Here is a 15833-nt window from a genome sequence, read left to right on the forward strand (position 1 = left end):
TACTACGATTTTCCAATCAAAACCTTTTGCAGCTTCTGAAAATCGACCAAACCACTATTTCGAATAGCCTTGCCATTCTTATCAATCATGATCGTAGTAGGTGTTTCTCCATGCCATTGAGGATCAATCTCATATCGCAAGCGCTCATCAAAAGGCGCTGCAACATAGTAATTATTTGCTTTATCCAGGCCAGCCTTATTCAGCATTTTTTTGATTGAGTCTTGCGAAACATCATCGACCTGAATAAATACCACTTTTGCATTAGGATTATTTTTTAGAAACTGCCCCCACTGCGGCATTTCTTTAATGCAGGCTGGGCAGGTAACACCCCAAAAATGAATTGCCATAGGGGCACCCTTCGCACTTTTAATCAAAGGCTTCCAATCTCCAGCTTGGTAAGGCTTTAGAGAATACGTATCTGCCGCTGCAATACTCGTCACGAATAAACTAAAGATGAGTGTTAACCAATATTTCTTCATTGTTTTTGCCCAACTTTCACTAATTGATACCCGTCAGCTCGCGTAAGCCACGATAAAAATACATCATTTTCTTTTTGAATCAACAAAGGATGGTCGCTATACCCACTTGTTTTCAAAATCATTTTTGGAGAAGACCAAGTCTTGCCTTCATCCCCTGATTCTTTTAAATAGACAGTGGAATGAGCTCCATCAAACTCTTTCCATGCGAGCCAAACTTGCTTACCCATTGCAAATAGATATGGTCTTGATACATTCACACCTTCGGCACCAACTCTGATTGGCGCTGAATAAGTGACACCTTGATTAGCGGAGTTAGCATAAAAGACGCCGGATCGTTTGCTACCCTGGGTATACCAAGCTACATGAAATTTTCCAGATTCTGATACGGCAATCGTTGGTCCATGATGGGGGCAAGCATCGGTCTTCCAGTCATCGTCTGCTACGCGTCGAACAGGATCAGCACCCTTAGCGGTAATGACTTGGCTTGCTTGATCGCGAATGCCGCCAGGAAATATTGCACGATAGGCGATGACTGAATCTCCCTTTGGATCCAGGCTAGCGCCTATACGACAGCACTCACAACTGCTTTCATTAGCAAATCGCTCCGCCTGAAAGGTCTTTCCACCATCCCGGGAGGAGGAATAAGCAATTGATCCACCCAATCGCTTCTCGCCGCCTTGCTTTGCTGCAGCAACTAGACGCTTATCTATCCAGGAAATAAAAATACTGTCATCTGGACTTATCAACACCGATGGGAAGCGCTGACTAGAGCCATCATTCACTAAAGATGCCGGTGCAGTAAATGAATTGCCGCCATCCTCAGAACGAGCAGTATTAATCTGGGCATTCCAATTGGAATCCTTAAAGAATGCATATGCCAGAAATACATGACCCTGCTGATTGGCAACGATTTGTGGGCGTGCATCACTGCCAGTATCGAGAAACTTTCCATGCTCAGCGATTTTGACTGCAGGCAAGAAAGTCTTGCCTGCATCAGAAGATTGAGCGACTGACACTACCCCATTGGCCGTCCATGCCAGCAACAACTTTCCGTTAGGGGCAAAGAATGGTGTCGCTGCATTGGCGCACTCCAAACCAGCCCCTAGACAAGCAACTGGCTTGGAGGAGTGATCCATTTGCGCAGATGCAAAATTCAGAATAGCGAGCTCCAACGCAACCAATAGGAGTGCTTTGAGCAATAGGTTGCTGGAACTATTTCGCATTAGAAAGTAGCCTTGGCTCCAACAGTGATTGCTTGTGGCATACCCATCATATAACTAGCCTGACTAGTACCGGAGCCATATGTAATGTATTGACGATTAAATAAGTTCACAACGGAAGCATACAGCGAGACCTGTTGATTGACTTCGTAGTTGGCGCGCATACCAACTACAGCATAGGCGGGCACTGGCAATGAGTGAGCCGGGTCCATCCAGGAATTACCGATATAACGAATGTTTGCGGTCAAGCTAGCTTTTGGCAAGGGATAGTACGTTAATGAAGCATAGCCCATATTTTGGGGTGTTCCGCCAAGCTGCGTTCTCAGCGGGTTAAGTGCTGCATCGACACTTGAAGCATTCCATGTAACAAACGCTCTGGTGTAGGTGTAAGTTGCATCCGTAGCCCATTTCGAATTAATGTCATGATGCGCCTGAAATTCAAGGCCCTGACTTTGAAGATTTTGATTATTGGAGTAAGAGTTCGCACTGCTCCCATTACATACTGAGCCAGCCGGGCAAAATGCTAAATATGCAGCCGAACCTTGACTTAGTGTTGCCGCATAAATGGCGTTTGTAATGTTATTGTTAAAACCAGTTAACTGAACAAAACCAGCCCCCCAGCGGTAATCGGTACCTACCTCATACCCTGTCATATTTTCTGGCATTAAGTTTGGGTTTGCAAAGCTAAAAGTTTTTCCGGGTGACCCATAACTTCTCAGCATGTTATTCATTCCAGGAGCATGAAATGCCTGGTACGCAGCTCCACGCAGATTCCACTTATCTGTCAATTGATATAAAAGCCCAAGATTAGGACTTAGTTTGGTTTGCTTAACAACCTGGGCATTTGTATAAGTTGGGTTTGCGCCATTTGCACCAGCCACATAATATTCAGGAACATTGCTTGTGTATTGATCTACACGCGCAGACAAAGTAGCCTGCAAAGGAACTTGGGAATTAGTTTTTATTTGCCCCATTAATCCCGAAAAATTTTGGGTAGCTTTTGCATAGGCTACACCCACATTTGTCTGACCTAAAGCTTGGGTGCTCGGTGTGCCTGCCGTACATTTATTGGAGCCCGTACCTGAACAATTGGTAGTGGCCAAACTATTGGCGAAATTTGAGGCGTTAACCTGCCTTAAATCTACACCCACAACATATTGCTCAATTAAAGAATTTTTTAGGTCATGCGTTAATGAAACAGAGCCGCCTCCAGTGGTCGATGGGTCTTGATATGTAGAGGAAATATAAGGGGTATTTGCTGGCGTTAACTTCACTGCAGGTGGAGGGTTTGTAGTTGCTCCATTTTGCTTATTGAAAATCTCATTTTGATAAAAGCCACTTACGGTCACCTTTTTATCAAGATCTAATTTTGTGGTTGTGCCGCCCGCAATATTTGTTGTTTGCACCAAATTTGTCGCAAAGCTATAGTTTGAAGACAGATCTGCCATAGTGCTATAACCCATGCGAAAAAATCCATCGGTATCCTGGCTAAATTTCATGTTTCCCTGCATGCGCATATTTGAATTTGATGCGCTGCCATTAGACATGCCCGGTGCAAGAGGTGCCTGCTGGGCAGTTGCAACGTTTGGAAGCGTTTTTGTAACCCCCCAAAGAGTTGCCGGAGATATTGTGGCGGGACCTACGTAACCATCAGTGCTAAAGTAGTCCGCTGAAAAACGCAGCTTCATTGCATCACTAACGGCCAAATCCTTCGATACAGCTACATTACCTGTGCCGAATGAGCCGTAACTAACCGAAGCCTCATTCTTGCTATTGCTAATATTTTTAGTGTTGATGTTGATTACGCCACCCATGCCATAGTTACCCCACAAGCTTGAGACGCCACCACGGACAATCTCAATGCTTTCGATTGAAGACATCGGTACCTGATTCCACTGAACGGTGTTATAGAAAGGGTCTAACGCAGGTACGCCGTCAATCAAGACTAGAGATCTGGCATTGCCAAGGCCCCGCATATTAATACTTTGTCCTGTTGGGTCTTTCTCGTAGTACGGAGTGTCATTCAAAAATACGCTGGGGGTATTTTTCAGGATCTGGTCAGGCGTTTGTTCTGGCGCTAATTCCAAGACCTCGGGAGTCATGACGGTAGTGTTCATTGTCATGCGATCCAAAGGCGTATCAGAACGACTGGCATTCACCACTACTTCACTTAACTTTTGGTTGTAATCCGGTGGCGGTGCAATCTGCGCTTGCACACCTATTGCCACGAAGGCTGAGCCAAAAATCATGCCTAGGCATGCGCTAATTTTCTTTTGCTGAAACAACATCTACTGCTCCACTTTTTAATACGACAACGTATTGATTGAATCGTTGCCAACTACATAGCTAGGCTATGCCCTAATATTTAATTAGGCATTTACTGGTGGAGCTGCTGAGGGAGGAGTTACCCAAACTGCAAGTGGCTTAGGTGATTGATAGAAAAGCTGTGGCAGCAAAGCTAAAGTTTGCGGCGCTTGAAATGTAAGGTTGGTATTGAATGCTGGTGTGATGGTATTTTGAGCTACGCAATAAGGACAAGGCTGAGCTTGTTCTGCCACTTCTTGATCCTCACCCTGTACTTGAATCTGCATCTTGTTGCCATCAGCCGAGCAAATCTCCATTGCAAAACCTTGACCATGTTTCGCAAGCGATACCGCTTGAGAAACAGCTGGCGCCAGTGCACTCATTGCGATTGCGAAAGCAGCAATCCAGTGAATGAGGCGGTTTTTATGGAAATTCATAGTGGGGGAATTTTATCGGAATTTTGTGCTTGTTTCGTCTTTCGCATGAAAAAAGGGGCTCACGCCCCTTTTTCCTTTGAAATCGCTATTACTAGCGTGATTTCTTATGCAGCAGCAGCTTTTTTCTTGCCTACAAACTTGCCAATCAACGGCCAGAAGAGGAGGAGCAAAGCGATCGATGAGATTCCAGCAACTAAGTAGTTGGAGAAGAATACATCCAAGCTACCTTGTGAAATCAACATCGATTGACGGAAGGAGTCTTCTGCACGATCGCCCAACACCAAAGCCAAGACCATCGGAGCCATTGGGTAATCTAACTTCTTAAAGACATATCCGAGGATACCGAAGCCAAGCATCAACCAAACGTCAAATGTAGCGTTATGCACTGTGTAAGCACCAACCGCACAAATCACGATGATGACTGGTGCAATGATTGAGAATGGAATTCTCAAGATCGATGCGAACAAAGGCACGCAGGTTAATACAACAAACAAGCCAGCCAAGTTACCCAAGTACATACTTGCGATCAAGCCCCAAACAAAGTCTGGTTTCTCAACGAAGAGCAATGGACCAGGTTGTAAACCCCAGATCAATAAACCGCCGAGCAATACCGCTGCTGTAGGTGAACCTGGGATACCCAAGGACAACATTGGGAGGAGTGCTGAAGTACCAGCAGCGTGAGCCGCTGTCTCTGGAGCAACAATACCTTCCATTTGACCTGTGCCAAACTTATCACCATCCTTAGATACGCGCTTAGCAACGCCGTACGCCATGAATGATGCTGGAGTTGCGCCACCTGGAGTAATACCCATCCAGCAACCAATCAAGCAGCTACGTAATGAAGTGGCCCAGTATTTGGGCAATTGTTTCCAGGTTTCCAAAACCACTTTGCCACGAATCTTCGCTGCCGCACCCTGGAATGCCAAGCCTTCTTCCATTGACAGAAGAATCTCGCCAATACCAAACAAGCCGATCACCGCGATCAAGAAGTCAAAGCCGCGCATCAACTCTGGGTTACCGAATGTCAAGCGTAATTGACCAGTAACGGTATCCATACCAACAGTAGCCAAAGCGAAACCGAGCATCATTGCTGAAATGGTTTTGAATGGTGAACCTTTATTCATACCCACAAAGCTACAGAAGGTCAGTAAGTAAACTGAGAAGAATTCAGGTGGGCCAAATTGCAAAGCAAACTTAGCGACCAATGGTGCCAAGAAGGTAATCATCACGATTGCTACAAATGCACCAACGAATGATGATGTGAAAGCAGCAGTCAATGCTTCACCAGCTTTACCGTTACGAGCCATTGGATAACCATCAAAGGTTGTCGCAACAGACCAAGGCTCGCCAGGGATATTAAAGAGCACGGATGTAATCGCGCCACCGAATAATGCACCCCAGTAAATACAGGAGAGCATGATGATGGCTGATGTTGGCGGCATTGTGAAGGTTAATGGCAACAGAATCGCAATTCCGTTTGCGCCACCAAGACCAGGCAATACACCAATGATCACACCGAGCGTTACACCAACTAGCATGAGCAATAAATTAAAGGGTGTCATTGCAACGGCAAAGCCGCTGAATAGAGCGTTAATTTCTTCCAACTTGAACTCCTTTTTTAATCTTTTTTAATAGTTATTCTTTTTATTGCACACCCAAGAACTCGAGCGGGTTAAACCAGGAGCCATGTGGCAACGGTACTTGGAACCAGAACTCGAACATGAGGTACAGGGCAACGCTCACACCTACTGAGACTGCAATAGCCTTCCACAGCGGATATTTACCGAGCCATACCATGAAGATGGCGATGTAAAACACTGAGGAGACATAAATTCCGATTAACTGAACGCCGAGAACAAAAACAATCGCCGGCAATAAAACAGCCATCACTTGCTTGAAAGACTCTCTATCAACAAAAGACTCTGTTTTCTTTTTCTTATTAACAATCGCAGCCTGATAAAGCGTCACAGTGCTCGAGAGCATGATGATCAAACTAATATAGAAGGGGAAATAGCCGGCCTCAGGGCCATCGCTACCCCAGCTGGCGCCTAACTTAAGGCTGCCCACCATCACTGTGAGGCCAATCGCAAGAAACACGATTGCGGTAATGATATCCATCGCTCTTACGCTAATGACGGAGTCTTGATTTGAGTTATTTGTATGTTCAGACATTTTTTATTTTTAATAAAGTTGATTAATGCACTTACTTAAAAAATAGGACCCCCTACTGGAGGTCCTATCTTGTTCTACCAAAATTACTTAGCTAAAAATCCAGCTTCAGACATTAGCTGCTTGTGTAAAGCTTCATTCAATGTGAGCCAGTTTCTAAATTCTTTACCGGTCATAAATGTTTGATTGAATGCACCATCAGCCATGAACTTCTTCCACTCTGGTGTAGCGCGAACTTTCTTGAACAAGTCGACGTAGAAATCAACTTGCTCTTGAGTTACACCAGGGGCCATAAAGATGCCGCGCAACATGACATAGTCAGTTGGAACGCCTGCTTCTTTACAAGTTGGAACGTCGTACCATGATTGAGTATCAGTAACCTTCTCTTTGTATGGCATACGTGTGTCATCAAATACGCACAGTGCACGCAACTTACCGGCACGCCATTGAGCCACCGCTTCAATTGGATTGTTCACTGATGAATCAACGTGGTTACCAACGAGCTGAACGGCAACGTCGCCTCCTCCTTTAAATGGGATATAGGTGAACTTAGCACCTGTTGCTTTTTCAATCGCTACGGTAATGATTTGGTCTTCGGACTTAGAGCCTGTTCCGCCCATCTTGAATTTGCCTGGACCTGCGGCTTTAGCAGCGTCAATATATTCTTTAGCAGTCTTGTATGGCTTATCTGCGTTATCCCACAAAACAAATTGGTCAAGCGCCAACATTGCCACTGGAGTGATGTCTTGCCAGTTAAATGGCACGCCAGTTGCTAATGGAGTGGTAAACAAATTAGAAAGAGTAATAACGATCTTATTTGGATCACCTTTAGCTTCTTTCATTGCCAAGAAACCTTCAGCACCAGCGCCCGCTCCCTTGTTTACAGGAATGATGGCTTGTTTCATTAAATTGTTTTTAGTGATAATCCCTTGGATCATGCGAGCCATTTGGTCAGCGCCGCCGCCAGGACCAGCCGGAATAATGAACTCAACAGGTTTGTTAGGCTCCCATGCAGCAAATGCAGGTGATACACCAACAACACCGAGGGCAAGTGCGGTGGAAATCAACGCCCCTTTTAACTTCATCTTCATAAAGTATGTCTCCAAAATGGTTTACCAATTTAAATTTGGCTTATCTAATGTGAGAGTGATTTTTAAACAAGATGCGCAAGCAGAACTTGACTGCCATCAATAATTTCAAAATCGATTCACAAGCGCTTCTACAACCTAGTAGAAACCCCGATAAATAAAGCCAAAGATCGTCATTAGTGTACTTACATCCACGATTAAAAACCGCATTTTTTGCACGAAAAATGCACATTTCAAAAATCAGTTTTTGGAAGAAATGTGATTTAAGGGTTTTCCCTAAATACGACTTGAATCTAGCGGAAACGATCTAGAAGTTTTTTGCTGAGCTTATCAAGCGCAGTGGAGTCTTTGATGAGAAATTGCAGTCCGTTGGAGTCCGCAATTAACAAAGTGTTGCCTGCAATCCGGCGAATATCCTCTTCGCCCTTAAGACGAATGCGTGTTGGCCCACGATCCGTTTCAATGTCCCAGATACTTGGAGTGGCAAATGTTGAAACCTTAGTAATTTTTTCAATTACCGGCATAAATTCACGCTTAGCCAAATCCTCTTCGATTAAACCAAGCTCTGATTTAGGAATGGCTTCGATATCTGCATACCAGCAGAGCTCTTTGCCAGATTGATCCATGATGGCAATGCCTGCTCCTGCAGCTGTAATCGGAAATGCTCGTACCGGATGTACACCAATATGACGATTACCTTTGGCATCAATGAATACCAGACGACCCAGCGCATCCCGCTCTAGCTGTTGAGTGGATTGATTGATTTGCGTCATACCCCTCCCCCAATTTCTTTGGCAATGACTTGCAGCTTTTCTTCTTGCTTATCTTTTTCTTCTTCCAAGCTTTCGCCAATTGCGCCGCCCTCAACCAATTCTGCGGCATGGCGTAACTGCGCTTGATACAAGGTGTAGTAAGCACCCTGCACCTCCATCAGTTGGTCGTGTGAACCGATCTCAACAATCTCGCCCTTGTCTAAAACCACCAAGCGATCTGCTTTTCTTAAAGTGGAGAGGCGATGGGCGATTGCAATCGTTGTGCGGCCCTTAACCAAGTTATCTAGTGCGCGTTGAATTTCTTTTTCAGTGGTAGTGTCAACAGATGAGGTGGCTTCGTCCAAAATCAAGATACTTGGATTAATCAAGAGCGCACGCGCAATCGATATGCGTTGGCGCTCACCACCAGATAAAGACTGACCTCGCTCACCCACTAATGAGTCGTAACCCAAAGGTAAGCGCAAAATAAACTCATGGGCATGTGCTGCACGCGCAGCCTCGATAATTTCGTCGCGCGTTGCGTCAGGCTTACCGTATGCAATGTTCTCAGCAATCGTGCCAAAGAATAAGAACGGCTCTTGCAATACCAAGCCAATACGTTTGCGATAGTCAGCAATGCCAATGCTACGAATGTCGCGCCCATCCAATAAAACCGAGCCTGAACTCACGTCATAGAAGCGACAAATCAAATTGACCAGCGTGCTCTTACCTGAGCCACTATGCCCTACCAAACCAATCATTTCACCTGGAGCGATATCTAGATCGATACCTTTAGATACAGCACGATTACCATAGCGGAAACCTACACCACGTAAAGTGATGCGCCCTTTAACCTCACCCAACGGCGCCGGATTGATTGGCTCCGGAACGCTTGATACGTGATCCAAAATATCAAAAATACGTTTTGCCCCAGCTGCCGCTTTTTGCGTATGCGACACGATTCGGCTCATCGAATCTAGACGAATATAAAAACGTCCGATGTAGGCAAGGAAGGCAATCAAAACACCAACAGTTACTTTTTGGTGAGCTACCTGCCAAATACCAAAACCCCACACTACCAATAAGCCTGTCTCGGTCAAGAGCGTCACAGTTGGTGAGAACAATCCCCACACACGATTGACGCGATCATTAATTTGTAAATTGTGTTTATTGGAGTCAACGAAACGTTTCAACTCGCGATCTTCTTGAGCAAATGCTTTAACCACCCGAATACCAGGAATCGTATCGGCCAAGATGTTGGTGACTTCAGACCAAATGCGATCGATCTTTTCAAAACCAAAACGCAAGCGATCGCGCACTACATGAATCATCCAAACAATGAATGGCAATGGTGCCAATGTCACTAGCGCGAGCAAGGGATCGATAGATACCAAGATTACTGCAGTCATGGTGATCATCAAGACATCGGTTGCAAAATCAAGAGCGTACAAAGAGAGGAAAACGCAGATGCGATCGGTCTCTGCGCCAATACGGGCAATCAAGTCACCAGTACGCTTGCCGCCAAAGTATTCCAATGAGAGCTTGAGCAAATGCTCAAAGGTTGTATTGCGAAGGTCTGCACCAATACGCTCGCTCACCAAAGCAAGTAGGTATGTTTTCCACCAACCCAAACCCCAGGCAACAATGGCAGCACCGAACAGAGCTAAGAGATACATGCTGGCCAAATGGAAATCAATTGGATTGCCACGTTCATATGGAATCAGCACGTGATCCATCAAGGGCATCGTGAGATACGGCGGTATCAAAGTGGCGCCAGTGGACAACAAGGTCAACACAAAACCTAAGAGCAATTGTTTTTTATATGGTCTTGCAAAACGCCAGAGCTTAAATAAAGTCCAAGTCGATGGCGGGGCATCATCCTCTGGATCACATGTTGGGCAAGCATCAGAATTGGCAGGCTTTGGGCTTAAGCAAACGGGGCAAACCTGTTTGTCGTATTCACTCACCTCGCCTTGGCTAATTTCTTCACCACGAGTTAACTGCCTGAAGCTGGACTGTAAGCGTAAAACTTGGGGGTTGACCGCCAGGGTGAAATTCCAGGATCTGAGCAAACGATCGCTGGATTCCAGGCTTAATGTTCCGACCCCAGCATGGTCACCATGAATCAGGTGCTCTCCTTTGCCCAGGGGCCAGGACTCAAAACGCTTGCCATCCGTCCAAAACAGCTCTTGATCGTTGAGTGCCAAGAGGCTCTTTTCAAAGCGTAAATTGGCGTCTAAATCAAGCTCAACCCAGGCCAGAAGAGGCTTAGAGCCCTGAACTGGGGAGTTTTCACCATCCAAAATGGGCTGCCAATCGCTTGGCAGCGCCGGGGCAAAAGGTAGGATTTCTGGATTCATTGACCTTAAAAGTATAGTGGAGCCAGATTTTTTAGATTTATTGCTCCTGTCAACTTTAGGGGGCAGAAAGCCGTTAAATTATCGAAGTAGGCCTTTTTATGTATTTTTGCTAATTTTGTGAGTTTTAATAACAACTAGAAACAGAGAGACTGTCTGACGCGTCACCGCCAAATACATCCAAATTGGCCCTGACCCTCGCAATACTGCACACATGCCCCAATTACTAGATAAATCCATCGAGATCCTGAGCGTTAAGCATCTCCGTGGCCCCAACATGTGGACTTACCATCCCGTAATTGAGGTTTGGATTGATATTGGCGATCTTGAGGACTACCCCTCAAACCTGATTCCCGGCTTTTATGACCGTTTGGTCAAAGCGCTCCCTAGTTTGGTTGAGCATCGTTGTAGTTACGGAGAAACCGGCGGCTTTCTCAAGCGAGTAGAAGAAGGCACCTGGCCTGCTCACATCATGGAGCACCTTACTCTCGAATTGCAAAATTTAGCCGGCATTCCTGGCGGTTTTGGTAAAGCGCGAGATGGCGATCGTCGTGGCGTTTACAAAGTCATGGTTAGCGCTATCAACGAAGAGGTCACCTTAACTGCCCTTAAATTTGCTCGCGATCTTTACCTGGCATTAGCGCAAGACAATAAAGACTGTGTTGCTGAAGTTCAAAATATTATTGAGAGCCTGCGCGATATTGGTGATGACCTTTTACTGGGCCCTAGTACCGCATGCATTGTTAACGCTGCTGAAGAGCGTGGCATCCCCTCTATTCGTTTGTCTGAAGGCAACTTGGTTCAATTGGGTTACGGCGCTAAACAACGTCGCATTTGGACTGCTGAGACCGATCAAACCAGTGCAATTGCTGAAACCATTTCTCGCGATAAAGATTTAACCAAAAGCTTGCTTCGCAGCGCTGGTGTCCCCACCCCAGAGGGTAGAACGGTTACCAGCCCTGATGATGCCTGGGAAGCAGCGCAAGATATCGGCTTACCGGTAGTTGTAAAACCGATTGATGGCAACCATGGTCGTGGCGTCTTCATCAATCTTTATACACAACAAGAAATTGAAGCTGCTTATGCAGTAGCAATCGACGAAGGTAGCGAAGTCCTGGTTGAGCGCCATATTGTTGGGGACGAGCACCGCTTACTTGTAGTGGGAAATAAAGTGGTTGCTGCAGCCAAAGGTGAAACAGTTTGGGTCACTGGCGATGGTAAACACTCTGTTTATGAACTCATTCAGATTCAGATTAATTCTGATCCACGTCGTGGCACTGCTGAAGAGCACCCACTCAATCCGGTTCGCATTGACTCAGCTGTTGAGCTTGAACTTGCACGTCAAAAATTGACTGGCGAAAGCATTCCTGCGGCAGATCACAAAGTACTCATACAAAGTAACGGCAACGTAGCGTTTGATGTAACCGATTTAATTCATCCAGATGTCGCTAGCCAAGTAGCTTTAGCTGCACGTGTTGTCGGCCTAGAAATTGCTGGGGTAGATTTGGTTGCCCAAGACATTAGCAAGCCTCTTGCCGATCAAAATGCAGCCATTGTTGAAGTGAATGCCGGTCCAGGCCTATTGATGCACTTAAAGCCAGCAAGCGGCAAACCACAGCCCGTTGGAAAAGAAATTGCCAATCACCTCTTCCCTCCTGGTGCTGACTTCCGCATTCCAGTAGTAGGTGTTTGTGGCGAACGCGGCAAGACACCTGTTGCTGAAATGATTGCGCACTTCCTGCGCCTAACGAATGTCTACGTTGGGCTCTCATGCAGCAAGGGTTTATTTTTCGGTAACCGCGCCATCCCAAACACCAATGCATCTAATTGGGAAAATGCTCGTCGCACTCTACTGAATCGCGCCGTTGAAGCTGTGGTGATTGAGAACAATCACTTATCGATGTTGATTGAAGGTCTTGCTTATGATCGCTGCCAAGTGGGCGTCGTACTCAATGTTGATCCAAAGGCAAACTTCCCTCAATACGCGATTTATGATGATGAGCAAGTATTTAGCATTGTGCGCACACAAATCGATGTTGTATTGCCAACTGGTGTTGGCGTACTAAATGCAGATGACCCTATGTGCGTCGAGATGGCTGAACTTTGTGACGGCGAAGTGATCTTCTTTAGCGAAGATCCAGATTCTGAAATAGTTAAAAACCATTTATCTAATGGTGGTCGTGTAGTGATGGTTGGTAAACAACAAATCACTCTGAAGTCTGGCAAGCTAGATCAAAAATCTATTCCAGTGCCACGCCACTCCGAGTCAGACAGCGCCTCACCATGGAAGGCCAGAAACCTAGGCGCAGCCATTGCCGCAGCCTGGGCTTTGGAAATCCCATTCAACGTTATTGAAGCTGGTGCAGAAACGTTTGTTCCTGATGCCACAACTGCTACAGGGGCTTAATTGGAAATCACCCGTATTCGTATGTTGCGCGGCCCAAATTTATGGAGCCGTCATACCGCTTTAGAAGCAATTGTTTCTTGCGAAGAGTCCGAACGATCAATCGACTCTATTCCCCAATTTGAAACCAAGATTCGCGAACGCTTTCCACAACTCGGCAGCATGCGTCGTGGCGGTCACAATGAAATTCTTTCCCTTGCACATGCACTTGAGCATGCTGCTTTAGGTCTACAAGCACAAGCTGGTTGCCCAGTGACATTTAGCCGCACAGTTCAAACAATTGATACTGGCGTATATCAAGTAGTAGTTGAGTACATCGAAGAAGTTGTTGGTCGCATGGCTTTTGATTTTGGCTTTGCATTAATACAAGCAACGCTAAATGATGCCCCTTTTGATTTAGCAGCAGCTCTCGCAGAATTAGAAGCGCTCTACGAAGATGTGCGTCTTGGCCCAAGTACTGGCTCAATCGTCGATGCCGCCGTTCAGCGCAATATCCCTTATCGCCGCATGACTGAAGGCAGCATGGTGCAGTTTGGCTGGGGTAGTAAACAAAAGCGCATTCAGGCGGCAGAGACTAGTGACACTAGTGCGATCGCTGAAGCCATTGCTCAAGATAAAGAGTTAACCAAAAATTTACTGGCTGCTGCTGGCGTATCCGTACCTATCGGCGAAGTGGTAACGACAGCCGATGATGCGTGGCGTGCTGCGCAAAAAATTGGCGGCCCTATTGTGCTTAAGCCTAAAGATGGCAATCAAGGCAAAGGCGTTGTAGCCAATATTCAAACTGAAGAAGAAGTACGTGCTGGCTTTGTCGTGACCCAAGCCTTTGGACGTGAAACCATTGTTGAGCGTTACCTTCCAGGCGCTGACTACCGCTTGCTCGTTGTTGGCAATCGCCTGTCTGCAGCAGCTCGTCGTGAACCTGCTCAAGTTGTTGGCGATGGTACTCATACCGTTGCAGAGCTCGTTGAAATGGAAAATAAAAATCCATTGCGCGGCGATGGCCATGCCACCGCTTTAACCAAGATTCGCTTTGATGACATTGCACTCGCACACTTAGCAAGCAATGGCCTTTCACCTCAGCACGTTCCCAAAACAGGTGAACGCGTTCTTTTACGCAATAACGCCAACCTTAGTACTGGCGGCACTGCAACTGACGTTACTGATGATGTACACCCTGATGTGGCAGCAAGCGCTGTAGCTGCCGCACAAATGATTGGCCTTGATATTGCTGGCGTAGACATCCTTTGTGAATCCATCTACAAACCATTAGAACAACAAGGTGGCGGCATTGTTGAAGTGAATGCAGCGCCTGGTTTGCGTATGCACTTAAAGCCGTCCTACGGCAAAGGTCGCCCTGTAGGCGAAGACATCATCAATATGATGTTCCCGCTTGGCGAAGATGGTCGTATTCCAGTGGTTGCCGTTACAGGCACCAATGGTAAGACAACTACTGTGCGCCTCATCTCACACCTGCTAAATGAAACTGGCCTACGCGTCGGTATGACTGGCACTGATGGTGTATATATCAATCATCGCCTCATCGATACCGGTGATTGCAGTGGTCCTAAGAGTGCCCGCAATGTGCTCATGCACCCTGACGTAGATGCGGCCGTTCTTGAAACTGCGCGCGGAGGATTACTGCGTGAAGGCCTAGGATTTGATCGTTGCGAGGTAGCTGTTGTTACCAATATTGGTGAAGGCGACCATCTTGGTCTGAACTACATCACTAGCGTAGAAGATTTAGCCATCCTTAAACGTGTCATTGTGCAAAACGTAGCGCCTACTGGTGCTGCCGTTCTCAATGCGGCAGACCCTATGGTCGCAAAGATGGGTGACAAATGTTCTGGCCGCGTGATTTTCTTTGCCCAAAATCAACACCATCCAGTTATTACTGCGCATCGGGCTAAAAATAAGAAAGTTATCTTCTTTGATGGAACTTATATCGTTGCGTCCAAAGGCTCTCGTGTGATGTATCGCTTCCCTGTAATCGAAATCCCACTTACGCAAAATGGCGTTCTCGGCTTCCAGGTAGAAAATGCGATGGCCGCTATTGGGGCGGCTTGGGCGCTAGGCTTAGATGCAGAAAAGATTGCACGTGGCCTTCACAGTTTTGAGAGTGATCCCAATTCAGTACCAGGTCGTTTTAACCAATTTCAGCACAATGGTGCTACGGTAATTGCTGACTACGGCCACAATCCTGATGCCATGCGCGCTCTTACCAGCGCTGTCGAGGCAATGAAACCGAAGCAGAGCCATGTTGTCATTAGCGGTGCAGGCGACCGTCGCGATGAAGATATCCGTGATCTAACTCGCATTTTGGGCAACTCTTTTGACAATGTCATTCTCTATCAAGACGCCTGCCAACGCGGCCGTGAAGATGGAGAAGTATTAAAGCTTTTGCAAGAAGGTTTGGTTGGTGCAACTAAAGCAAAGCAGGTCCAAGAAATTCATGGGGAGTTTAAAGCAATTGATACCGCCTTGAATGGTCTTGCTGCAGGTGACATTTGCCTCATCCTGATTGACCAAGTAGAAGAATCACTTGCCTACCTCAAAGAAAAGGTAAAGCCTTAAGATTTTCCCATCTTGAGTTCTGAGTAGTAATTAAAAAGCCCAATCAATG

At 46.2% G+C, this 15833-nt stretch carries 11 protein-coding genes; 2 read left to right on the top strand and 9 right to left on the bottom strand.

Features of this window, described 5'->3' with window-relative positions:
• Positions 1-2 precede the first annotated feature (2 nt).
• From C2745_RS06640 to C2745_RS06680, 9 genes are all read right to left on the bottom strand, one after another.
• Entirely contained in the window at positions 3-479 is a 477-nt protein-coding gene (locus C2745_RS06640) for a TlpA disulfide reductase family protein (protein ID WP_215383585.1), read from the bottom strand.
• Entirely contained in the window at positions 476-1702 is a 1227-nt protein-coding gene (locus C2745_RS06645; RefSeq protein ID WP_215383586.1) for a sialidase family protein, read from the bottom strand. The genes C2745_RS06640 and C2745_RS06645 overlap by 4 nt, the downstream gene beginning before the upstream one ends.
• Positions 1702-3987: a TonB-dependent receptor gene (locus C2745_RS06650; RefSeq protein WP_215383587.1), complete on the bottom strand. Its 2286-nt coding sequence runs from the start codon at positions 3985-3987 to the stop codon at positions 1702-1704. The genes C2745_RS06645 and C2745_RS06650 overlap by 1 nt, the downstream gene beginning before the upstream one ends.
• Before the next feature lie 81 nt (positions 3988-4068).
• The gene (locus tag C2745_RS06655) at positions 4069-4440 is read right to left on the bottom strand and encodes a DUF2946 domain-containing protein (RefSeq protein WP_215383588.1); all 372 of its coding nucleotides are present in this window, start codon (positions 4438-4440) and stop codon (positions 4069-4071) included.
• 104 nt (positions 4441-4544) lie between these two features.
• On the bottom strand, positions 4545-6044 hold the full coding sequence (locus tag C2745_RS06660; RefSeq protein ID WP_215383589.1) for a tripartite tricarboxylate transporter permease: 1500 nt from the start codon (positions 6042-6044) through the stop codon (positions 4545-4547).
• Positions 6045-6084: 40 nt separating this feature from the next.
• On the bottom strand, positions 6085-6612 hold the full coding sequence (locus C2745_RS06665) for a tripartite tricarboxylate transporter TctB family protein (RefSeq protein ID WP_215383590.1): 528 nt from the start codon (positions 6610-6612) through the stop codon (positions 6085-6087).
• A gap of 83 nt (positions 6613-6695) precedes the next feature.
• On the bottom strand, positions 6696-7694 hold the full coding sequence (locus C2745_RS06670; protein ID WP_215385648.1) for a tripartite tricarboxylate transporter substrate binding protein: 999 nt from the start codon (positions 7692-7694) through the stop codon (positions 6696-6698).
• Positions 7695-7990: 296 nt separating this feature from the next.
• Positions 7991-8470 (bottom strand): DUF1854 domain-containing protein, encoded by a 480-nt coding sequence (locus C2745_RS06675; protein WP_215383591.1) that lies wholly within the window; start codon positions 8468-8470, stop codon positions 7991-7993.
• The gene (locus C2745_RS06680) at positions 8467-10809 is read right to left on the bottom strand and encodes an ABC transporter ATP-binding protein (RefSeq protein WP_215383592.1); all 2343 of its coding nucleotides are present in this window, start codon (positions 10807-10809) and stop codon (positions 8467-8469) included. Before C2745_RS06680 ends, C2745_RS06675 begins: the two co-directional genes overlap by 4 nt.
• 211 nt (positions 10810-11020) lie before the next feature.
• On the opposite strand from C2745_RS06680, the gene cphA (C2745_RS06685) reads away from it, so the two are divergent.
• The gene (gene cphA, locus C2745_RS06685; RefSeq protein WP_215383593.1) at positions 11021-13213 is read left to right on the top strand and encodes a cyanophycin synthetase; all 2193 of its coding nucleotides are present in this window, start codon (positions 11021-11023) and stop codon (positions 13211-13213) included.
• Entirely contained in the window at positions 13214-15784 is a 2571-nt protein-coding gene (gene cphA / locus C2745_RS06690; protein WP_215383594.1) for a cyanophycin synthetase, read from the top strand.
• The last annotated feature ends 49 nt before the right edge of the window (positions 15785-15833 follow it).

This window comes from Polynucleobacter sp. AP-Kolm-20A-A1 (assembly GCF_018688315.1).
Taxonomy (GTDB): domain Bacteria; phylum Pseudomonadota; class Gammaproteobacteria; order Burkholderiales; family Burkholderiaceae; genus Polynucleobacter.